The organism is Nostoc sp. EspVER01 (assembly GCF_034530635.1).
Taxonomy (GTDB): Bacteria; Cyanobacteriota; Cyanobacteriia; order Cyanobacteriales; family Nostocaceae; genus Nostoc.
Map to the genome: position 1 here is coordinate 26,656 of NZ_JAVRCS010000002.1, position 21,248 is coordinate 47,903.

Below are 21,248 nucleotides of genomic sequence, written 5' to 3' on the forward strand. Positions count from 1 at the left end.
ATGTTCAGTCAAAAAACGCTTTGGGGAAGCCTGATAGCTTTAGTGCTGCTCACTGGAACATCAGGTGTAACATTCGCAGAAATGCCAGCCCACTCGTCAGAACAAACCAGCCAATTTCAGCACATAGAGCAACCTTTAAGCTTGAAAGTTGGGGTTGCGATCGCAGGTTTAGCTTTAATTGGACTAGAGTTGTGGTGGTTTCTTCTCTATAAAAGTTCTGATTCCTGATTAGTGTCAGTCCTGAGAGGTGTTTTGAATAATCGGACAAATTGTCTCCTCATGATGGTCGCTGATATTCTTCCAGCCTGAAAGTAATCCCTTGATTTCAGAGCGCAAAGTTAACAGCTGATCGATTTGGCGATCAATCTGCAAGACTTTATCTTCAAGTTTTTCTTTGATTTCACCACAAGGAGTTTGCCCTTGGTCATAAACTTGAAGAATATTTCCAATCTCTTCTAGGCTAAGACCAAGATTTTGTGCCCTTTTAATGAATGCTAGACGAGTCAGCACATCCAATGAAAACTGGCGAAAGCCTCCCTCTGTTCGTTTTAATGAATTGATTAAACCTAAACTCTCGTAATAACGAATTGTCCTGATGGGTATTCCAGTTAAATCTGTTACCTGACCAATTAAAAGCAGTTTTTTATCTTGAGTTAACATGGTAGATTTTCCCAACTCTTGTAATTATTATTACATATTTTGCTAAATTCAAGCGGTTGGAGAGTTTAGGCAAATATTATCATCAGTATTGGAACTTTTTATCTAATTAGAGATTTTACTAAGTTATAATTTTTCAATTATCTATTATAAATGGATATTTGTGATTTAGCTGATATTAAATCGGCCTAGTTTTGACATTTTTAATAATATTTGTTCAAGATTCTACTGATGATTTTTATTCATTTATGGGTTAGCTGTTTCTCATGGTACTGAAAGTAACTGTTTTTTTGAAGTTCCCATGTTACTTCTAGATCAACTGCTTCACTTCAAGTGAAACCATAAAATGAATCTCAACTCGCAGACTTCTAGCTCAATCCGTAAACCTAAAATTTTCAATAATCCAGAGCGTTTTATTGAGGGATGGTATTGGGTAATACCTTCTCAAAATCTGCGGGTGGGTGAAGTAAAACCTGTCACGATTTTGGGTAGAGAATTAGTAATTTACCGTGGTAAAGACAAAAGAGTAGTTACTTTAGATGCCTACTGTCCACACATGGGCGCTCACCTTGCTGAAGGGAAAGTTGAGGGTAATGCACTACGTTGTTTTTTCCACCACTGGAAGTTTGATGCTGAGGGGATGTGTATTGATATCCCATGTTTAGATATACCACCTTCCCTAAAATTACAAACTTGGCCTACTGCTGAAAAATATGGGATGATTTGGGTTTGGACTGGAGAAATACCACAACAACCTCTACCTTTTGTTCCAGAGTTGGAACAAAAAGAGTGTGATGTCGCTATCCATTCTCACTTCTTGCTGAACTGTCACCCCAATGTGGTGATGATTAATGCAATTGATGCTCAACACCTCAATACAGTTCACAAATTGCCACTAGAAATTATTTTTGAAAGAGACGAACTAAACGAAAATGCGATTATCTTCAGTAATACTACACCCATCAAAGATAATTTCTTTTTGATTAAGCTCATCCGTCTTTTCTACAAAAATGTCATAACTTACAGTATTTGCTATTGGTATGGTAGCATTGGCATTGTGACAATTGGCCCTGATTTCTTTCATATCCACATGATGGTTGCAGTTCGCCTCCAGGAAGGGGGAAAAACTGAAGGCCAAGTTCTGTTGATGACTAAAAAACGTAAAGGAATTTTTGGTTGGCTATGTAATCGAGTTGTGCTATGGCTGACTAAGATTACAGCTAAGTACTTTCTCATGGGTGACATCAAGATTCTTCAAACAATTCAGTTTGATTTGAAAACTCCCATTAAAGCAGATCACTCAATTATGCAGTTTATTAACCATGTTGAAAAACAGCAATCCCTAATTTGGGGGACTTGGAAAGAAATGCGATCGCGCGATGTGGAGAGCAAGCCCAGGCGTGAGAGATGGCAAGATACAATGAGTAACGACTAACATCATGTCTATATGACCAAAATTCTCTCAGACTGTTTGGCTCAATTAAACGCACACGATATCATAACTATTGTCCAACAATCTTTGCAACACATGAATCGTTTGTAGGGGCGTATAGATGTACGCCTCTACCAATGAATGTCTAGCAGATATTTTGTGAAATAGTATAACAATTAATAAAAGTTAAAAGTAACTTTGTTGAACTTTTAACTTTTAATCGATTTTTTACTGGACTAATAGATAAATAAAAAGAAGTGGCAAAGCCACTTCCTAATTCCCAGGTAGAACCTAAGTTATGAGTATAACGACTACAAAAAAATGAAATAGTATAAACAAACACCAATTAACTGAAAATCTCTATTTTCCTTGTTTATAGGTGAGTAAATCCTGATTTTTATGTACTAAATAACTGTATATTTACATAAGTTTCATGATTGTAATGCAGACTCAAGTTTCTCTAGTTCCTCGTTAAGATGTGCCAGTTTTGTCTCTTCATCAAGAAGCTGCTGTTCTAATTGAAACTTGACTGCCGTACCAGCCTCAATAGCTACAGCTTTCTTCATTTGCTTTAACTTTTCACTGCGGATATCAAATTCTGCCTGAAGAGGAAAATTATCGCCCAAATCCAACACTTTATTTACAAACTGGTGCTGCGGCACTGATGCTCTTTTTGGCACTTCCAATCACCTAAGCGATCCTAATACAAATCTTTATGGTGAGGGCGACCACAAGTTGTGTGGCGATGATTGCCAGAGTAACCTAATTCCCTAGCGATCACGCCAGCAGGCGTTATATTTAATGAATTTATTTACTCAGCTTTTACAGCAAGGTACATTAGAGTTAGTGACTATAAAAAAGTGTAGGCGCTTGTGAATGCTAAAGCCTTGAGTGTTTAATGTGTATATGCCTGAAGCAAACATCGCTGATCGTTTTGACCTTACAAAATGGAAAACCGAAAGTCTAAGGATGACAGCGTTCCTTAGTCCAGGATCTCCCATTCCCCAACAAAACTGGTGGGAAGAGATTTGCGGATCTCCTCCAGAAGTTAGAAGTTCTCAGCCAAGAACAGGAGTACAGCAGGATGAAGGTTTATTTGGAGACAGGAATACACAAGGGAGACTAATTCTTGCTGTTCAGCCTTCCCGAATTGATTGGTTACTGACTGTAGAGGTCGTTCCAACTAGTTTTGAGTTGCCATCTGTTGGCTCGTTCTCAGAATCAGTAAACTCTTTTGCAGAATTGATGAATCGCTGGCTCAATGTAAGCCCCAATCTGCAAAGGATAGCTTTTGGTGCAAACCTATTACTTCCTTTTGAGAATGTAGAACAAGCGTACCAGTCTCTCCCTGCCTATTTCCCATTGAATAAACTTGACCTTAAAAATGCACAAGATTTTAATTACCGAATCAATCGCCCTAGAAATGTTGATTATGATATCTCTGATTTAAAAATTAATCGCCTTTCTACTTGGAGTGTAATGACCTTCACTGCATTTCAATTTACAAACGTAGGGAGTTATACTTATTCCTCGCCTCCATTCAATGTTGCTATTCGTCTGGAGCTAGATATCAACACTAGTATAGATTTTTCTGGTGAACTATCTAAAGATAAGCTACCAGAAATGTTTGCTCAATTGGTTGAATATGCAAAAGAAATTGCTCTAAAAGGAGATATTTTATGAATTATGATAGTAACACTTTGACAGCTTACGATAATTCAACAGATATAATCATAGCTACTTCCTCAGATAGTAAAAAGCCAGCAAATATAGTTATTTCTTCAACAAAATCTGTTGTTAATTTAACTAGTAAAGCAAAACAAGTTACTTTTAGTCAAAAAGCAACAGGAGAGACTAAAGATCCTAACATAGAGCAAAATACGCTTATCCATCTAAAGCCTTCAGAAAATTCTACTCAGCATGACTTAAATAATCGTTGCTCAGAAATTATCTATTTAGAACTTGAGACTTTATTCATAACTGGCAAAGAAGAGTATTTTGAGGACGGGTGTGAAAGTAATTTTTCAAGAGGTTTGGTTTCTTGCGTCCAAAAGTATGGAAATGATGCGATAGAAGCCATCACTTGTTTTATTGTCTATGAAAAAATTAGTCCTGAAGTCGCATCTGAAGCTTTACGGTGGCTAGGTGAAATTAACCACCCTGAGTCTTATAAGTTTCGGCTATGGCTTTTAGAACGGAGTCTTAACTGCCCATCTTCGAGAGTGCGAGATGGAGCTATTTTGGGGTTGTCATATTTAAACGATCCTCATGCTATTACTTATCTTGAGCAAGCTATAGAACAAGAAAAAGTTATGGAACTTCGGGAAGATATGAAACAAGTATTAACACAACTTAAAAGGGAGAGTTAGTGTCATTTTTACTGAGAAAGGTGCGTAAAAATAAATGGTATAAAACTGAAACTATTGCTTGGTTATTACCGGGAGAGTTTCAATCTGATCCTTTAGGTGACTTAGCTACAACAGGAAATAAATTATCTGTTTATCGTGTTGAGGATAATTGCTCAAATTTAGAGCGTGTAGTAGCAGCCCTCGCAGCAAATTGCGATAGAATTGCAAACTTTGACTATGTTTTATTTCAGGAAACAATTCTCAAAGATATTAGAATTAAAAGTGAGCAGACAAAAGGTGAAACCCTTGATGAAACAGTTAATAATTGCCATCTTGACCTTATAGAACTTTCTGCTTTTAGATTGGTAGATTTGGCTAAACAGGTGCTAGATAAAGGTGAAGTAAAGCGTTTTTTAGTCCGAGAGGTTACTAATTTTTTAGCAGACAGCATTCAGAAAGGGTACATAAACAAAGCTAAAATCTCCTTAAATCCGAAAGATAAAGAAAAAATTGATAAACTTATTTAGTCTAATTGAGCTTTGCTTACCTAGAACCAACTTTATTGATTTAGCAATCTGGTTTACTGTGTTTGGTTTCAATAGCTGAAACATCATTGCGACAAGAGATGTCACTTATGTAATTTCTTCTGTCAGTAATTTACTAACCTCAAAGACTCAGCATAAGAATGTTGTCTTCATAGTTACTCTATGGTCTAGCAAGCAAACTGATGTTTAACATACTATTATATCGTGTCCGGTTAAAGACTTCTCATTTAGACCGTAGTTCTTGCTGGGGGCAGGGAGCAGGGGGAAAGAGGCTTTTGCACAGATGCGGGAATTATAACTAATTAGGCGGACATGATATTACTCACTCGGATTCAATACAACGATAATTTCTGCTAGCCTAATTCCTAAAGGTTTCCAGTGGCGATTGCTGGAGGAAAAAGTACCATCCCCAGACACTGCTTGGTAGTCATTGGGAAACTTTTCAGAAGCATTGGGAGCAGCGTCTACTCGGAAAATGATTTTGCCTTGATAACGGGATAATTTACTACTATCTAACAAAATCGTGCCGCCGTAATCCCAACCCAATCCATAAAGTTTAAAATTACCTAATTTTTTACGTAACTCGCTCAATGGGGTTCCCACTCCAATACCTTCGCGGGTTTTCCAAGCTGAACCCAGGTTACGCACATCTAGGGGTTTGGTACGAGTATTATCACTCCAAACCACTAGCAGCGATCGCCCCTGATTTAGATTTACCTGAGTAGCTGCAAAACTACCTATTCCTTCAGCACCAGAGATAGTTTTATCAACGAGATGGGATACACCAAACAGTCTGACTAAATCCTGCTTGGTGGTTGTGCGTGTTATCGGCCCTACCCTTTCCCCAGGAACAATTAAGGTATCTTTTAAGGGTTGCGATTTAGCAACAGTAATTGGGTGATTGATTTTCTGGGGTAGTGCAAAGGCTGGGTTTGCTGAATAGTTTAGCAGGAAAGCTAAAGTAGCTGTAGCAATGCCTTTGATTGATGAATTCATGGGTTTTACTATTGGGTAGCAGAATATGAGTGAAAAGTTCTCATATTTTAACTACTACAAATTACCAATTAAAGATTCCCGATTTTCTAATAACTTTATTTCATGGCTCTAGTTGCGTTTAAAATTGCTAGCATTGCTACTCCGACATCAGCAAAGACAGCTTCCCACATTGTCGCTATCCCGAAAATACCCAATCCAATAAATACACCTTTAATTGCTAACGCGAACCCAATATTTTGCCAAACAATTTGCCTTGTTTTTCTGGCGATTTGGATTGCTTCTGCAACTTTAGATGGTGCATCTGTGACAATTACAATATCGGCAGTTTCTATCGCTGCATCTGAGCCTAATCCACCCATTGCCATACCAACATCTGCTCTAGCAATCACTGGGGCATCATTAATTCCATCCCCAACAAAGGCAACTTTACCATGCTTACCGACGGTGCTAAGTAACTTCTCAATAGCATTAACTTTTTCTTCAGGTAATAACTCTGCTTCGTAGGTATCTATGCCGATCTGTTGAGCAATGCGGGAAGCGATCGCTTGATTATCTCCTGTCAACATTACTGTTCTCTCTACACCCATGCGCTTGAGTGCTTGAATAGCAAGTCTTGCATCTTCTTTGAGTTCATCAGCAATGACAATATAGCCAGCGTAAATATTATCCACTGCTAGGTGAATAACTGTTCCTTCTAACTGGCAATTATCGTGAGAAATCTTCTCTCTATGTAATAGGCGATCGCTTCCCGCTATCACTATCCTATTTTCAATTTTGGCTCTAATTCCATAACCTGCTATTTCTTCATAATCTCCAATCTCAAATTCATCAATTTTTCCACCATAAGCCTTGCAGATAGATTGAGCGATGGGATGATTAGATTGTGATTCTACTTTGGCAGCTAATAGCAACAGTTCTTGTTCATTCCAGCCATTTAATGGTACTATTTCTACTACTTTGAATACCCCTTTTGTTAACGTCCCGGTTTTATCAAAAACAACTGTATTAACTGCATTTAAAGTATCTAAAAAAGTAGAGCCTTTAACCAAAATTCCACGTCTAGCTGCACCTCCCACACCTCCAAAGTAACCTAATGGAATACTGATAACGAGTCCACACGGACAGGAGATAACTAGTAAAATCAGGGCCCGATAAACCCATTCGGAAGAAGTTGCACCCGAAATGAATAAAGGAGGCAATATTGCAACTGCTAGCGATGTAAAAACTACGATTGGTGTATAATATTGGGCAAATTTAGTAATAAACTTTTCTGTTGCTGCTTTTTTACTTTTGGCATTTTGCACCAAGTCTAAAATCTTGGCAATAGAAGATTCATCAAATAGTTTTGTGACTCTAATGATGAGTACACCTATTTTATTAATCGTCCCAGCAAAAACTGTTTCTCCAATTCTTACCGTTCGCGGTACAGATTCTCCAGTTAATGCAGATGTGTCAACTTGCGAATTACCATCTATAATTTCGCCATCTAAAGGAATCTTTTCTCCAGGCTTGACAACGATAATATCTCCAATGTTTACTGTTTCTGGTGATACTTTCTTCAGTTCTCCTTCTATTTGGATATTTGCATAGTCTGGGCGGATTTCCAATAATGATTTGATCGAATTACGGGAACGACTGACGGCAATATCTTGAAACAATTCTCCAATTTTATAAAATAACATTACCCCGACAGCTTCAGGTAATTTATGAATTGCGATCGCCCCTAATGTTGCTACTGTCATTAAAAACGTTTCATCAAATATTCTACCTCTGACTATATTGCGCCCAGCAGTTTTTAAAACACTCCATCCACTTAATAAATAAGCAGGAATGAAAAGCAGATATTCACCTATTGAGTAGAATGTATTGTGTAATTGATTTTCAAAAATTACACCAGGTGCATATAAACTTAAAATTGCTACCAAAAGCAATATCTCATTTTTCAGATTGAATTCTCCACCGTGTTCGTGATTGTGGTCATGGTTATGATTCTCATCATGATTGTGATTATGAACATGGTTATGATTCTCGTGATGGTCATGTTCACAGCTACAACAATCTGAAGATTCCGAATGTACTTTCTGCTTCATTTTTTCTATGTAGGCTAGTAAATTAATTGAGATATGAGCCTTTTTTTAAATGTAATGAAAAAAAGAAGTTTTTACAAGTTGAGATTTTAAGAACGAGAATCTATCTCAAATATATTGCTAAATATATACGCTATTTTTTGGTTAAAATGAAGATTTGTAATCTGGTAAAATTAGCGGTAACAGTTCTCAATTGGATAGAAAAATCTAAAATATAACTTTTGTTCGTAGTGAGCGATTTATCGCTCTGTATAAGAATTTAAAGGGTTAGATCTGCTAATTACGAGGTTTAATCTAAATTAAGCTCTTATACTTACATCAAGCAAATCACAACCGTCTTGGGAATATACAGCAGATTGAAATTTGCTGAATTACATAACGTTCCATCTAAAAGCTAGATATCAAGCCTATTTAATTGTTGAATTATGATGTAGTAAATAATTTCCGATCCAACTGGTGAAGAGATGGAACTTTCTTGGGTAACAAGTGTCTATCTAGCTATTCTCAGGGAAAATTTACTTGAAGTTTGAAAGTTAATCGAATACCCTAATCTAGTAGACAATTTTCTCAAGGAAATCTATGAACAAAAAAATTCTTCTGAATTTGCTTTCCACTTCCTCAATTTTTGTGTCGATGATGTCTACGCTGGTGGCATTTAACCCTGCCCATGCTAGTATGACTCAGCGATTAATGCACACACAAGATGGTCGTACCTGTATCACGAACCCACATGGTGGAAAAGATTTTGTGTGCATTCGAGATTCAGAGAGAAAGCAACCTTATACCTCTACACGTTCCTCAACTATTGCCACATCAGTATCAGATCAGAATGTTGCCATGTTGAACTTTACTGAAGAGGAAAGCGATGCTGCAATTAAGGTCTTTGGTTGCGACTGTCCATTGTGTGTAAATTCTTTGCGTCAGTTGCGCGGTACTGGAAACTTGGTGTACTAAGGTTGAATAGCGCTGATAGCGACTATAACTTTTGTTAGATACACGTGATTAATCACCTATAAAAGATATACGAAACCAAAAAAGCATTTTTAACTACCTACCACTACTATTATTTGGCCAAATGTAAATTGATTATTGCGGCGATTTGTAGGGGCAACCCATGAACATAGGTGTCAAAGTTTTGCCCTCACCCCCAGCCCCTCTCCCATCCGTGAGAGGGGAGGTAGACATTCAATTCCCCTTCTCCCTTGGGAGAAGGGGTTAGGGGATGAGGGCGTAAGGGATTTGCAAAACGCCTGTCCGATATAGTTTTCGGCTTAAGTTGACACCAACGATCTATTAGTTGCCCCTACAGCGTCTTTTGTGTAAGTGCTGAGAGAAAAAGACTATTCAACCACCTCATTTACAGGGAATCTATCAATCAACTGCATCGCCCGATAGGCATTGCGCAAGAAAGAGTCTGGCAAATGGGGAATGTGGGGTATCTGCGACAATAAATCCAGAGTTCTGCGTAAAATTCTCACTACATCGCCTTCATCCAAGGTAGTGTTCTCGCAGAGTTCAGTCCACTCCATTCCCAGTGCCCATTGTTCGACTATGGCAATTAACTCAAATTCCAACCATATCGGCAGGGCTACGTTATACCGCCGTTGTCGTTGGAACATTTGGTGGCGAATTCCCCGCAATTTTTTCAAGGCTTCTGCCACTTCATTACTAAGGTCAAAATTAACTTTGCTATCTGGACGGGGCGTTTCCATCACCAAAGCCGCTGCTGCTGCTGCTAAATGATGCGGATCTAAATTGTCCAATTCACCACTAGCGAATACTAAACCCAGCCACAATTCATTTTCCCCTCGAATGGCGGCAGCGATTCGCCCTAATACTGTGGGGACTAAGTTATCCAAAGCGTCAAAATGTTGCAGAATGGCGATTAAATTGAGAAATTCTTCCCAATGACGTTGTGACTGTTGCTCTACTTGCCCTTGCAACTGTTCGAGTTCGGCTTCTAGTTCTACATAGCGGGCTCGACGCTTGAAAAGCGTTGCGGCATTGCCTGATTGATGTAGGGGATGAGCTTCTAATTGCTCTTGAATAGCGGTAACGTGACTGAGTTGTTCCGCTACTTCTGGTGCTAGATGCAAAGATTCTATCGGATTGGGAATACGCACAGCGATCGCAAAGCTTTCTTCGTTACCACGGCGTGACTGTCCTGGCTTCAAAGGCATCTCTGGCGGTGGCAGTACATTAGGTGGCACCTCAATTCGCGGCAGTTCGGCATACAAATCGACTACATCCCCTGTAGTTGCTACATACCAGCGGTTATCGTGCCCCAAGCATACCAAGTAAGGAGCTTGACCAGAACCCGGCGATTTTCCCACTAAAACTGCGGTTACGGGTGAAGACACTGTGATATTTTTGCCCTTGAGACTCAATAGAGTTCCTGACACTGCAAAGCCCAACATCATCCCCAATTCTTCTTGTCTGTCGTCCTGTGCTTGCTCTTGCAAGGTTTTCAATATCTGGCGTTCCACCTTCAGGCGTTGCCGCAATTTCTCATAAACAGCCAGTTCATTTTCATTAACTGCGGCGATTTGCTCATGAAGTTGAGCTAATTGGGTTTGCAATTCGGCAATCTCATCGTATTCTGGCCGTAAATGCAAGGTCGCCATATACTGCCCAAAACTGCGCTCTATCAGTTCCCTGGTTTGCTCTAGGGTATGGGTTTGCAACAAGTTGAGTACCATGCCGTAACTGGGCGTAAACTGACTTACTAGAGGGTCTGGCTTGGATGTTCCCAAATACGCCGCTTCTTTGGCTCCTTCAAAGGGAGTTTGGACTGTCACCACATGACCTTGTTTATCCATCCCCCGCCGGCCTGCTCGTCCCGCCATTTGCAAGAATTCGGAAGCGTTCAACAGGCGGTGTCCGGTGTCGGTACGCTTGGAAAGGGTAGAAATTACCGTTGTTCGAGCGGGCATATTAATTCCCGCTGCTAGTGTCTCAGTGGCGAATACTACTTTAATCAGCCCTTGCTGAAATAGTTCTTCTACCAGTGCTTTCCAAGCAGGTAAAATCCCCGCGTGGTGAGCAGCAATTCCTCGATACAGGGGTGCAATTTGTCCAGAACGCCCTGCTTCAGGATTGCGGGCTAAAAAGTCATCAATCTGTTGCCGCAAAATCTGAGACTCTTCATTATTTACCAGCCATAAGTCACCCACTTCTGCCACCGCTTTATCACATCCCCGGCGGCTGAAAATAAAGTAAATTGCTGGTAGCATATCCCGTTGTTCTAACTGGCTCAAGGTATAAATTATACCGGGAGCTTCCGGTCTGCCATTTCTCCCCCTATCCCTTTCTCCCCCCTTCCCCTTTTTTTTCTGAAGCCGGGGGTTAATTTTGGTTTTGCTATCATTCAGCAGGGGGAATAAACCTTTAGGATTGCAAAAGTGAAATTCTAAGGGGACTGGGCGAAAATCGGAGTAAATCAGGTCTGTTGGGCCGTGAACGCGATTTAGCCAATCGGTGAGTTGATCGCTGTTGGCAACCGTTGCTGAGAGGGCTGCCAGTTGGACTTCACGGGGACAATAGATGATTGATTCTTCCCAAACTGTACCGCGCTGGCGATCGTTCATGTAGTGGCACTCATCAAGTATCACTGCTTCAACGTCTACCAATGAGATGCCGATTTGCCCGATGGGTGTACCATAGAGCATATTTCGGAAAATTTCTGTGGTCATCACCAAAATCGGTGCATCCCTGTGAATGGAAGCATCTCCAGTTAATAGCCCGACTTGATCAAACCCGAATTTTTCTCGAAAGTCACGTAATTTTTGATTAGACAGCGCCTTCAGGGGAGTAGTATAAAATACACGCTTCCCTCGTGATAGGGCACGATAAATGGCGTATTCCCCGACTAATGTTTTGCCCGAACCTGTGGGGGCACATACGACTACGGAGCGTCCAGCGTTTAGGGACGCGATCGCTTCTTTTTGAAACTGATCCAGATCAAAGGGAAATATAGTCCCTAAGTCAAGTTCTGGAGACGGTGCAGGATAATTCACTCAATCACATTTGCAACCAGATTGTTTACTATACTAACGAGTCTTTTGTCAACTTCGTTAGGTTAAGAGTTAGGAGTGAGGAGTTAAAACTCATAACTCATAACTCATAACTTTATTTTCCCAGTTCTTGCGATCGCTCTGTGGCAGCTTTGACTGCTTCAATTAAAGCGGAACGAAATCCTGCCTGTTCTAGCTTGGCAATCCCGGCAATGGTTGTACCTCCAGGGCTGGTAACACGATCTTTGAGTTCTGCTGGGTGCATTTTGGTTTCCTGCAACAGTTTTGCTGTTCCCAGTACAGTTTGCAAGGCTAGTTGATTGGCAATTACTCTAGGTAAACCTGCGGCTACTCCGCCATCTGCAAGTGCTTCTATTAACAACGCCACGTAAGCGGGGCCGCTACCAGATAGCCCTGTAACTGCATCCATCAGCCCTTCTGAAACTTCTACGACTTCACCCACAGCAGAAAAAACTTGCTGTGCTATTTGGTGATGCAAGGCATTGGTATATGCACCGAAACAAATCGCGGTAACTCCTGCTCCTACTGTTGCCGGGGTGTTGGGCATTGCTCTAATTACTGGCAATTGCACAAATGCAGCTTCTAGCTGACTTAAGGGCACACCCGCCAAAATAGAAATGATGAGAGGTGAATGTTCTCTATTAAGAATATCAATATCTGCTAATTCTTGAGCGATCGCGCTAAATACTTGGGGTTTCACTGCCAAAAATAAAACTTCTTTTGCTTCAGTGAAAACCTGGCTATTATCTGTCGTCACAGTAACACCGTATTGCTGCTTTAAAAAATCTAGGCGTGAAGATAGCGGTTCGCTAACTATGACTTCTGATGATTGATAAATTCCACGCGTGATAAGGCGGGATAAGAGCGCTTCTCCCATTACCCCACCACCAATTAAGCCAAATTTTATAGTCATTAGTCATTAGTCATTAGTCATTGGTCATTAGTCGTTTGTCATTTGTCACCATGAGCAAAACCCAGGACAAATGACAAAGGACAAAGGACTAACTACTAATTTAACTTTATTGTGCCATCCGGTTAGTTTCGTTGCCCCAGCTTTGATTTGGAGTACCTGTTGTCGGACGGGAAGGACGTACTGGTGGTTGTGGTACTTCATGAAGAACGCCACCTTGGGTACTAACTTGGACACAACTTGGTGTAAACAAAAAGATGCTCTCTCCGATGCGCTCTTGATGTCCATCTAGTGCGTAAGTACCACCTGCTACAAAATCTACTGCTCGTTGAGCTTGATCTGGATCCATGATTGTCAGATTTAATACCACTGACTTGCGTTCGCGCAACGCTTGAATTGCCTGGGGCATTTCTTCAAAGGTGCGTGGTTCGAGTACTAAAACTTCCGAAATTCCGTTAATTGCTCCTGGCATACCAATCACATTCCCCATTGGCTTTGAACCTGCTGTCATATCATCTCCCATTGTAGGCACTGGTTCCCGCCAGCGTCGATTTTGAGCGGCTGGATTCTCTTGTGGTGCTGGCTGGGGATTTTCTTGCTGATACAGATTTTGATAATTATTATTATCTGTTTCTGGTTCTTCTTCGTAATACTCGTATTCTACTTGCTCATTTAGACCCACAAAGTCTCTGAGTTTGGAAAAAATGTTGTTCATTGTGTGTGTACTCTCCTGGTGCGAATAGCCTGTATTGACTTGGCTGAGGATTAGTTGAAATAGGAGCGCTCGCTACATCGGTGGATACTTCCGCAACTGTATTGCTAGTTGTAGCCCATACTACGGGTTTTGGCGATGAACTGACACTTATTGGAAAGGTCTGTGCATCGCCTAAACATAATAATGAGTAAAGATTATATCCTACGGTTTATCCGAAGGAAACTTCTTTATACCCCATTTTCCCTTGGCGATTGCTCTTGTCAATACTATATCCTTTGTTTCCGATTGCACCAGTCTGTTACAAAATTCTTGTCATCAAATCCTTAGCTTCGATTAATACTGCCCTACAAGGCTGATGATTAATCGGCTAAGAGCGATCGCCAAACAAGATTGTTCCTAATCGTACCATCGTTGTGCCTGCTTGCACTGCCAGTTCGTAGTCGCCTGACATACCCATAGATAGGTGCTGCATTTTAATATGCGACCAGTTTTGCTCCTGGATTTCTTTGGCTAGCTCACGATTGCGATTAAACACACTGAGAATTTCAGAATCTTTTAATCCTGATGGCGGAATTGTCATCAAACCTTGAATTTGTAAATTTTTGTATTGATTGAGTGTGGGTAAATCAGCCAAAAGTTCTGGCACACTCCAACCAGACTTGTTGGGGTCAGGGAGAATTTTCACTTGCAGGCAAACCTGGGGACTCACTCCTAGCTGTTGCGCCAATTGGTCTAAGCGCTGTGCCAGCTTCAAATTATCCACGGAGTGAATCCAAGGGAAATGCTCGATGGCTTTTTTGGCTTTATTGCTTTGCAAATGTCCAATAAAGTGCCAGGTAATATCCGGTAAGTCTTGCAACTCGGCTTGTTTGCTGGCAGCTTCTTGGATACGACTTTCCCCGAAATCACGAATTCCGGCGTTGTATGCAGACCGAATGGCCTGGGCAGAAACTTGCTTGCTAACAGCAATCAATTTGACTGACGTTGGCAGTGAGGAACGAATGGAAAGAATACGTTCGGAAATCGAACTGTTCATTGGAAGGTGCGCTGGAAAACACTCTGAAGCTGATCGTACTCCTGAGAATGCCCACTGCGCCGCAGGGTACGTAAGCGATTTTCCAACATCATTCTCGCCTCAGTACGTCCTAGAGACTGGAATTTAACACCTTTAACGTCATTTGCCACCAAAAAAAATAAGCGCTGGGCATAAAGTGTGGTGAACAAATCCTGGTTCTCATCAACCATACAGATTTTGTAGAGTAAACCCCAAGTTGGATGGTTTATGTAAGTTTCTGCGTTTTCTGGATTCATTTAAGAGTCAAGGTGTAGTCAAGGTGGAAGTATATATATCTTTTCGCAGTGAATTCCAAACATTCAGACGATAATACCAACATTCGTCAGAATATTTGGTTAAAATGCGAAGCTGCGGTTACGAAGACCTTGATCTAGTTCCTAATGGGCAGATGAAGCTAGTGGTAGTGAAGCGCAATGGTACAACAGATGCCGCGAAGCGTAGATTCAAAGAGTAGAGGCTGTTCAACAAATATCACCATCTGCTTTGGTGACTTCAATTTAGCAATGTGTAGGGACAAGGTACAAAATATTCCCGATCCTCTGGTTGAAAGTTCGACGTGGGAAGGAAAAACACCCTTTGAAATTCCCAACGGCAACAGCGAATTTTTCAACTTCTTTCCATACTGCCACAACTGTCGCTGAATGGCACAAAATTGGGAGTAGGGATTGGGTACTGGAAAGAAAACTATCATTTATGCAAAAAGTCTATTGATTATCCAGTATTTTCAATGGTGGAATTGGTGTCTGAGCATTGTGCAGAGATTCATAAGGGTACTCGGTCAAAAATCTTAAGATTAATTTGTAGTGTTCGCGCAACGCTGGTTAATACCTAAAATCTACAGGAAATGTTAGGGGATCAATTTTATGGCTGGGTTAGCTATTCAAATTACCCTACCATATTGTTACCTATAGCTCAATACTATTCGGTTAAGGCAAGAGACGCGATGAATCGCCGTCTCTACAATAATCAGTCTTTGGTAGAGACGCCGATTTAATTTTTTACTTCTGACTCCTGTTAGCGCAGCGGGGCGTAGCCCATTCTAGACCCTTCGGCAGGCTCAGGGCATCGCTCCTGAATTCTGCTGTATTACCTCTTACCATTTTCTCGGTGCAAAATTACGCCTGAGTTCCTATAGCTAGCCGTATTCCCCAGAATAAGATTAAAGTTGCGATCGCCAGCCAGTCACGCCCTTTTAATCGTAAATCGTGCCACTGGACTCGATGCTCGTTGGGACTGGTAAAACCCCGTACCATCATGGCATTCGCCATTTGATCGGCTCGTAAGAGGAGATTTTCCAAAAGTCTCTCTGCGACTGTCATCCAAACCTTGAATGCTCCTTTTAATCCCAGCTTTTTCCAATTAATTGCCCTTGTCATCACAGAGCGAAATAAATTTTGCACTTCTTCTAAAACCAAGGGAATAAAGCGCAAGGACAAGGTTAAAGTTAAAGCAATTTCTGTGACAGGCAACTTGAAGCGTCGCAAGGGTTGCATTAAGCTTTCTATGCCAGATGTGATTTCTTCTGGTGCGGTTGTCAGCAGATAGAGGTTGGTGCTGTAAATGACGGTAAATATAAGTGTACTCAGGCGTACTGCCAAACTCAATGAGTAGCGAGTTACTTTAACCGGGCCTTTGTGAAATAGCACGTAGCTGTATGCTTTTTTCTCGGCTGCTGGCTCTTTAATATTATTAGAGTTTGCTGGCTGGGTTAAGATTTGTTCGTTAGCTGGCAAACGTGATTGATAATCTACACCCAATCCATCAGGACTAATGGCTGCGATCGCTAACACAAAAAACGATAGCATTAATAGCCAACCCATTTGCTGCTGCCATACACGTCGAGGAATTCTGGCAATCAAGGTGGCAAGAATCAATACTACCACCAGCAGCACCCGCCAATTGTTGTTGGCTAAAACATAGCTTGTTAAAAAGCTCATCAACCAGGCGAACTTGACTCGCGGATCGATTTTATGCAGCCAAGTTTGGGGTTGTTCTAAATAAAGTCCAAGTGGCAGCGATCGCAATAAATCCATTTTAGAGTTATAGAGTTAGGAGTTAGGAGTGAGGAGTTAGGAGTTTTGACTTTAACTTATAACTTTCACCTTGTACCGCTATCAAACTCAAGTAGATAGGGTTCTATAAGTTAGCAACTTTGACTTTAACTCATAACTCCTAACTCCTAACTCTTAACTCCTAACTCCTAACTTATTTTGACGCGAGTAGCTCTATTAACATTACCACTTTCGGCATCACGGACTTTTTTGCTCCGCCACAGCAAAATAATTGGCGTGCCTTTAAATCCTAGCTGTTGACGAAATTGCCGTTCAATGTAGCGGCGGTAGTTGTCGTTGAAGCGTTTCGAGTCGTTGACAAATAGAGCGATCGTTGGTGGTTGGCTACTAACTTGTGTACCATAATAAATCTTTCCTTGACGCCCACCACGGGATGCCGGCGGTGAATGCCAGCTAACGGCATCTGTTAAGACTTCGTTAATCACTGATGTGCTGACACGGCGTTTGTGTGATTCCGCCGCCGTTTTCACCAATTCTAAAATCTTTTCTACCCGTTGTCCTGACAAGGCACTCACAAAAATTGTTTCTGCCCATTCGGTAAAATGTAACCGTGATTGCAGAGTTTTTTCGTAATCGTAAATTGTGTAAGAGTCTTTTTCGACAGCATCCCATTTATTAACGACGATGATACAAGCTCGACCTTCCTCGATAATCCGCCCAGCTAATTTTTGGTCTTGCTCGGTGACTCCATCTACGGCATCTATTACTAATAAAACCACGTCAGCGCGACGAATCGCTTTGAAAGCACGGTTAATACTAAAGAATTCTGTGCCGTATTCGATGTGTTTCTTTTTGCGAATGCCGGCGGTGTCAATCAAACGGTAGGTTTGTCCGGCTCGTTCAATGACGGTATCAATAGCATCGCGGGTTGTGCCGGAAATGGGGCTGACAATTGCCCTTTCTTCCCCGACAAAAGAATTGAGTAAGCTCGATTTGCCCACATTTGGGCGTCCCACAATTGCTACTTTGATTTCATTCGTTTCTGGAATGTCTTCAATAGCAGGGATGTGATTAACTAACTCGTCGAGTAACTCTCCTGTGCCACTGCCATGAATCGCGGAGATGGGGTAAGGTTCGCCCAATCCCAATTCCCAAAAGTCGGCAGCTTGCATTAAGCCTTGTTCTGGCGATTCACATTTATTTACGGCTAGTAGCACAGGTACGGGTTGTTGGCGCATCCATTCGGCGATTTCTAAATCTGCCGATGTGGGGCCTGTTTGACCATCGACGACAAAAATAGCGCCACATGCTTCTGCAAGGGCTGTCATTGCCTGTTGGCGAATCAGTGGTAAAAATTCGGTATCATCATTAAAAACTAAACCACCAGTGTCCACCACTAAAAATTCACGATCATTCCAGAAAGCTGGAAGATAAGTGCGATCGCGTGTCACTCCCGGTTCATCATGGACAATCGCCGTTTGTTCCCCGGCGAGTCGATTAACCAGGGTGGATTTGCCCACATTTGGGCGTCCGATAATTGCAACAATTGGCAGTGCCATAAAACCAGGGTAAGTGAGAGACGTAGTATATCATGTACTTACATTTTACTCGCTTTAAACTTGAAGTTTTAATAATTTCCCCATCATCTGAGGCGATGTCTACGATGGGCTGTTTGGTAATACCATACTTTGAAAAATAAAAAAGGTAGGAAATCCTACCTTTTACCCAAAAAAAGCATTTTGTAACCAAATACCAAATTCAATATCACACACGCTTTTGACGTATCTATTGCAAACCTATGACGAGGATGTGACGTTTAATTTGTAGCTGATTTCGCGATTACTCCCAGTTGCAATCCAGTTGGATAGCTACCTTCTTCCTTGATGCGCTTAATTTCAGCATCGCTTATCTGCAAATTTAACTTTTGTGCCAGCGATCGCACAATATCTCCCCGGTCAATTACACCAGCTACAGCACCAGCAGGAGACAGGACGGTAATTCTCGGTAACTGCTCATTTTCTAGCTTGTTAATTACCTCAGCGATCGCTGTTGACTCTGCAACGGTAGGTATTTCTGTCAATGGATGTACTATGCTGTGTAAAGTTTCGGTTTCCCATTCACTCCTTTGGGTTAAACGGAAATCGTCAATGGAAACTAGACCCCGATAACGTCCATCAGAAGCAGCAAAATAAACCTGTGAGGGAGTGGTTTCCAACAGGTACAAATCAGCAAAGGAACGTAATGTCTGGTCAGCATCAATTACGCGAAAGTCACGAGTCATCGCATCGGCTGCCACCACCTTGAGCAAGCTTTCTTGCAATGTAGTCATGTTGTCATAGGTGTTAGCGTTGCGGACAGCAAACCAACCTAACAGCGCAATCCACAAGCCAAGTACTAACTCTCTGGTGACGAAATCTACAACAAATCCGAAAGCGATCGCAGCATAACCCAATATTTGCCCAGCCCTTGCAGCCCAGTGTACGGCTTGAAAACGATTACCTGTGATTTGCCATAGTGCTGCTTTTAACACTTGTCCCCCATCTAAAGGTAAGCCGGGAATTAGGTTAAATAGAGCCACTACTAGGTTAATTCTCGCCAAATCTCCAATCATTACACTGAGGGGATTCGTATCAGGTATTGCAAAAGCTGCCAGACGGAGCAGGACAAATAGGATGATACTCACCAAAGGGCCAGCGATCGCAACTTGAAAGGCTTTGAAAGGAGTTTTAGATTCTTCTTCAATGGCAGCAATCCCGCCAAACATAAATAGGGTAATTGAATTAACTCTAATGCCTTGCGATCGGGCTACTAAGCTATGACCCAACTCATGTAACAACACCGAACCAAATAGCAGCAGTGCCATAACTATTCCAGCACTCCAAGCTATAACAGGCCCCCATTCCTGATAAGCTACCCCAAAGTTAAGGGTTGCCAACCCTAAAATCACAAACCATAACGGGTCTAAAAACAGGGGAATTCCAAATAATGACCCAATTCTCCAATTTGTTTGCATTACACTGCCCTAAAACTAGATATAATCAGTACTTTTTATACTGAGATACTATGCATATTCGTATACACATTTATATTGAGCATCAATTCGGTAGTAACGAGTGACGAAATGCCCTTATTTCTAGAATAGACAATTAATGCCTGTGAGCAAAACTCTGGAATTGGGAATTGGGCATGAGGCATAAGAGGCAGGGAAGCGGAGGCAGAGGGACAGAGGGGCAGAAGGGAAAGACTCACTGTAACTTCTCCTCTGCTCCCCTGCTCCTCTGCTCCCTACTCCCTACTCCCCCTGCCCAAAATCATTTTTAGGAGTTTTGCATTGATAGTGCGGTTACAAGTAACACCTCTGTCATCACAAAACTATAGACGACCGATGTTAGTCAATCCTAAAACGATGCCAATGCCAATAATATGACCAAAAGCCATAGCAGCAGCGAATGTTGGAATACTAATCGGCAGAATAGGGAACTTGGGGCCAACTAGGGGTTTTTCAATCCTAGTACTTAGTAAAACCATTACTAAGCTGCTGATGCTGATGATGATTCCTACTGTGGGATTCCACGCAGGTGTTGCGGGAACAGTTGCAGCTGCTGCTAGTAAAATAGAGGAAATCAAGCTTTTGTCTCCTGAATGGAAAATTTAATGTAGACCTACAAGATTATAAAATTACAAGGCCCAAAAATTTTTTAGATAGTTTAGACTTTTCTGATGATTAGTTTAAATTTTTTAAATATTCATGCGCGTTAAGATTTGCGGCATTACTCAACCACAGCAGTCTATAGCGATCGCCTCTCTAGGCGCAACGGCCCTAGGATTTATTTGTGTGCCAAACTCACCTCGTTACGTGACTACATCTCAAATTCGGGCAGCAGTGGCAGAACTCCCGGCAAATATTGACACAATTGGGGTTTTTGCCAATCTTAATATTGCTGAAATCAGTCAGATAGTTGCTGATTCTGGATTGACTGGTGTGCAGTTACACGGAGATGAATCACCAGATTTTTGCGACCAATTGCGTCAAGCGTTACCCAATGTCGAAATTATTAAAGCACTGAGAATTCGTAGTCTTGAGCATCTTGATACAGCAAATAATTATACAAAATACGTGGATACTTTGCTACTTGATGCCTACCATCCGCAACAACTGGGTGGTACAGGCAAAACTTTAGATTGGACAATGCTAGAGCAATTTAGCCCTAGTTGTCCTTGGCTTTTAGCAGGAGGATTAACAGCCGATAATATTGTGCAAGCCCTAAATCAGGTTAATCCTAGCGGCGTTGATTTATCTAGTGGTGTGGAACGGACACCAGGAGATAAGGATTTAGATAAAGTAGCACTCCTATTTCACAGTCTCAAGAACATTGAGTTACTTAGAAGTTAGGAGTCATCAGTTGTGAATTAACTCCTAACTCCTAACTCAGCACG

General features: G+C 41.4%; 20 protein-coding genes. 7 read left to right on the forward strand and 13 right to left on the reverse strand.

Going from position 1 to position 21,248, the window contains the following annotated elements; genetic code table 11:
• On the forward strand, positions 1–228 hold the full coding sequence (locus RMX69_RS02115) for a hypothetical protein (protein WP_322636368.1): 228 nt from the start codon (positions 1–3) through the stop codon (positions 226–228).
• A gap of 6 nt (positions 229–234) precedes the next feature.
• Here RMX69_RS02115 and RMX69_RS02120 read toward each other — a convergent pair whose 3' ends face one another.
• On the reverse strand, positions 235–660 hold the full coding sequence (locus RMX69_RS02120) for a heavy metal-responsive transcriptional regulator (RefSeq protein ID WP_322636370.1): 426 nt from the start codon (positions 658–660) through the stop codon (positions 235–237).
• Positions 661–1,003: 343 nt separating this feature from the next.
• Between RMX69_RS02120 and RMX69_RS02125 the strand changes: the two genes are divergently transcribed.
• Positions 1,004–2,092 (forward strand): aromatic ring-hydroxylating dioxygenase subunit alpha, encoded by a 1,089-nt coding sequence (locus RMX69_RS02125; RefSeq protein ID WP_322636371.1) that lies wholly within the window; start codon positions 1,004–1,006, stop codon positions 2,090–2,092.
• Between the two features lie 428 nt (positions 2,093–2,520).
• On the opposite strand, the gene RMX69_RS02130 is transcribed toward RMX69_RS02125, so the two are convergent.
• A complete protein-coding gene (locus RMX69_RS02130) occupies positions 2,521–2,769 on the reverse strand; it encodes a hypothetical protein (RefSeq protein ID WP_322636372.1) in 249 nt (82 codons plus the stop codon).
• Positions 2,770–2,989: 220 nt separating this feature from the next.
• On the opposite strand from RMX69_RS02130, the gene RMX69_RS02135 reads away from it, so the two are divergent.
• From RMX69_RS02135 to RMX69_RS02145, 3 genes are read left to right on the forward strand one after another with little or no spacing between them, the layout of a single operon-like run.
• Positions 2,990–3,772 (forward strand): hypothetical protein, encoded by a 783-nt coding sequence (locus RMX69_RS02135; RefSeq protein ID WP_322636374.1) that lies wholly within the window; start codon positions 2,990–2,992, stop codon positions 3,770–3,772.
• Positions 3,769–4,458, forward strand: coding sequence for a HEAT repeat domain-containing protein (locus tag RMX69_RS02140; protein ID WP_322636375.1), 690 nt, complete (start codon positions 3,769–3,771; stop codon positions 4,456–4,458). Before RMX69_RS02135 ends, RMX69_RS02140 begins: the two co-directional genes overlap by 4 nt.
• On the forward strand, positions 4,458–4,964 hold the full coding sequence (locus RMX69_RS02145; RefSeq protein WP_322636376.1) for a hypothetical protein: 507 nt from the start codon (positions 4,458–4,460) through the stop codon (positions 4,962–4,964). The genes RMX69_RS02140 and RMX69_RS02145 overlap by 1 nt, the downstream gene beginning before the upstream one ends.
• A gap of 336 nt (positions 4,965–5,300) precedes the next feature.
• Here the strand turns inward: RMX69_RS02145 and RMX69_RS02150 are convergent, their stop codons facing one another.
• Together RMX69_RS02150 and RMX69_RS02155 are read right to left on the reverse strand one after the other, a co-directional pair.
• Positions 5,301–5,978, reverse strand: coding sequence for a hypothetical protein (locus RMX69_RS02150; protein WP_322636377.1), 678 nt, complete (start codon positions 5,976–5,978; stop codon positions 5,301–5,303).
• Between the two features lie 95 nt (positions 5,979–6,073).
• Entirely contained in the window at positions 6,074–8,068 is a 1,995-nt protein-coding gene (locus RMX69_RS02155; RefSeq protein WP_322636378.1) for a heavy metal translocating P-type ATPase, read from the reverse strand.
• A gap of 576 nt (positions 8,069–8,644) precedes the next feature.
• Between RMX69_RS02155 and RMX69_RS02160 the strand changes: the two genes are divergently transcribed.
• Positions 8,645–9,019 (forward strand): hypothetical protein, encoded by a 375-nt coding sequence (locus tag RMX69_RS02160; RefSeq protein WP_289795103.1) that lies wholly within the window; start codon positions 8,645–8,647, stop codon positions 9,017–9,019.
• Positions 9,020–9,405: 386 nt separating this feature from the next.
• Here the strand turns inward: RMX69_RS02160 and RMX69_RS02165 are convergent, their stop codons facing one another.
• From RMX69_RS02165 to psaK, 9 genes are all read right to left on the reverse strand, one after another.
• Positions 9,406–12,081 (reverse strand): DEAD/DEAH box helicase, encoded by a 2,676-nt coding sequence (locus RMX69_RS02165; protein ID WP_289795104.1) that lies wholly within the window; start codon positions 12,079–12,081, stop codon positions 9,406–9,408.
• Positions 12,082–12,193: 112 nt separating this feature from the next.
• Entirely contained in the window at positions 12,194–13,012 is an 819-nt protein-coding gene (gene proC / locus RMX69_RS02170; RefSeq protein ID WP_322636379.1) for a pyrroline-5-carboxylate reductase, read from the reverse strand.
• A 106-nt stretch (positions 13,013–13,118) separates the two neighbouring features.
• Positions 13,119–13,724, reverse strand: a complete 606-nt coding sequence (locus tag RMX69_RS02175; protein WP_289795106.1) for a cell division protein SepF — start codon at positions 13,722–13,724, stop codon at positions 13,119–13,121.
• A gap of 367 nt (positions 13,725–14,091) precedes the next feature.
• Positions 14,092–14,760, reverse strand: coding sequence for a YggS family pyridoxal phosphate-dependent enzyme (locus RMX69_RS02180; RefSeq protein WP_289795107.1), 669 nt, complete (start codon positions 14,758–14,760; stop codon positions 14,092–14,094).
• Positions 14,757–15,035, reverse strand: a complete 279-nt coding sequence (gene pipX / locus RMX69_RS02185) for a transcriptional coactivator PipX (protein ID WP_069068710.1) — start codon at positions 15,033–15,035, stop codon at positions 14,757–14,759. The genes RMX69_RS02180 and pipX overlap by 4 nt, the downstream gene beginning before the upstream one ends.
• An 879-nt stretch (positions 15,036–15,914) precedes the next feature.
• Positions 15,915–16,832 carry an energy-coupling factor transporter transmembrane protein EcfT gene (locus RMX69_RS02190; protein ID WP_322636381.1) on the reverse strand — a complete coding sequence of 306 codons (918 nt, stop codon included), beginning with the start codon at positions 16,830–16,832 and terminating at the stop codon, positions 15,915–15,917.
• 167 nt (positions 16,833–16,999) lie between these two features.
• Complete coding sequence (gene der, locus RMX69_RS02195; protein WP_289795109.1) at positions 17,000–18,370, reverse strand: ribosome biogenesis GTPase Der; 1,371 nt, start codon at positions 18,368–18,370, stop codon at positions 17,000–17,002.
• 257 nt (positions 18,371–18,627) lie between these two features.
• Positions 18,628–19,824, reverse strand: a complete 1,197-nt coding sequence (locus tag RMX69_RS02200) for a site-2 protease family protein (protein WP_322636383.1) — start codon at positions 19,822–19,824, stop codon at positions 18,628–18,630.
• A 359-nt stretch (positions 19,825–20,183) separates the two neighbouring features.
• On the reverse strand, positions 20,184–20,438 hold the full coding sequence (gene psaK, locus RMX69_RS02205; RefSeq protein WP_289795111.1) for a photosystem I reaction center subunit PsaK: 255 nt from the start codon (positions 20,436–20,438) through the stop codon (positions 20,184–20,186).
• A 121-nt stretch (positions 20,439–20,559) separates the two neighbouring features.
• On the opposite strand from psaK, the gene RMX69_RS02210 reads away from it, so the two are divergent.
• The gene (locus RMX69_RS02210) at positions 20,560–21,204 is read left to right on the forward strand and encodes a phosphoribosylanthranilate isomerase (protein ID WP_322636384.1); all 645 of its coding nucleotides are present in this window, start codon (positions 20,560–20,562) and stop codon (positions 21,202–21,204) included.
• Positions 21,205–21,248 lie beyond the last annotated feature (44 nt).

Coding starts and splice junctions, on each gene's coding strand:
- RMX69_RS02115 (WP_322636368.1), top strand. CDS start 1: ATGTTCAGTCAAAAAACGCTTTGGGGAAGCCTGATAGCTTTAGTGCTG.
- RMX69_RS02120 (WP_322636370.1), bottom strand. CDS start 660: ATGTTAACTCAAGATAAAAAACTGCTTTTAATTGGTCAGGTAACAGAT.
- RMX69_RS02125 (WP_322636371.1), top strand. CDS start 1,004: ATGAATCTCAACTCGCAGACTTCTAGCTCAATCCGTAAACCTAAAATT.
- RMX69_RS02140 (WP_322636375.1), top strand. CDS start 3,769: ATGAATTATGATAGTAACACTTTGACAGCTTACGATAATTCAACAGAT.
- RMX69_RS02150 (WP_322636377.1), bottom strand. CDS start 5,978: ATGAATTCATCAATCAAAGGCATTGCTACAGCTACTTTAGCTTTCCTG.
- RMX69_RS02155 (WP_322636378.1), bottom strand. CDS start 8,068: ATGAAGCAGAAAGTACATTCGGAATCTTCAGATTGTTGTAGCTGTGAA.
- RMX69_RS02160 (WP_289795103.1), top strand. CDS start 8,645: ATGAACAAAAAAATTCTTCTGAATTTGCTTTCCACTTCCTCAATTTTT.
- proC (WP_322636379.1), bottom strand. CDS start 13,012: ATGACTATAAAATTTGGCTTAATTGGTGGTGGGGTAATGGGAGAAGCG.
- RMX69_RS02175 (WP_289795106.1), bottom strand. CDS start 13,724: ATGAACAACATTTTTTCCAAACTCAGAGACTTTGTGGGTCTAAATGAG.
- RMX69_RS02180 (WP_289795107.1), bottom strand. CDS start 14,760: ATGAACAGTTCGATTTCCGAACGTATTCTTTCCATTCGTTCCTCACTG.
- pipX (WP_069068710.1), bottom strand. CDS start 15,035: ATGAATCCAGAAAACGCAGAAACTTACATAAACCATCCAACTTGGGGT.
- RMX69_RS02190 (WP_322636381.1), bottom strand. CDS start 16,832: ATGGATTTATTGCGATCGCTGCCACTTGGACTTTATTTAGAACAACCC.
- der (WP_289795109.1), bottom strand. CDS start 18,370: ATGGCACTGCCAATTGTTGCAATTATCGGACGCCCAAATGTGGGCAAA.
- RMX69_RS02200 (WP_322636383.1), bottom strand. CDS start 19,824: ATGCAAACAAATTGGAGAATTGGGTCATTATTTGGAATTCCCCTGTTT.
- RMX69_RS02210 (WP_322636384.1), top strand. CDS start 20,560: ATGCGCGTTAAGATTTGCGGCATTACTCAACCACAGCAGTCTATAGCG.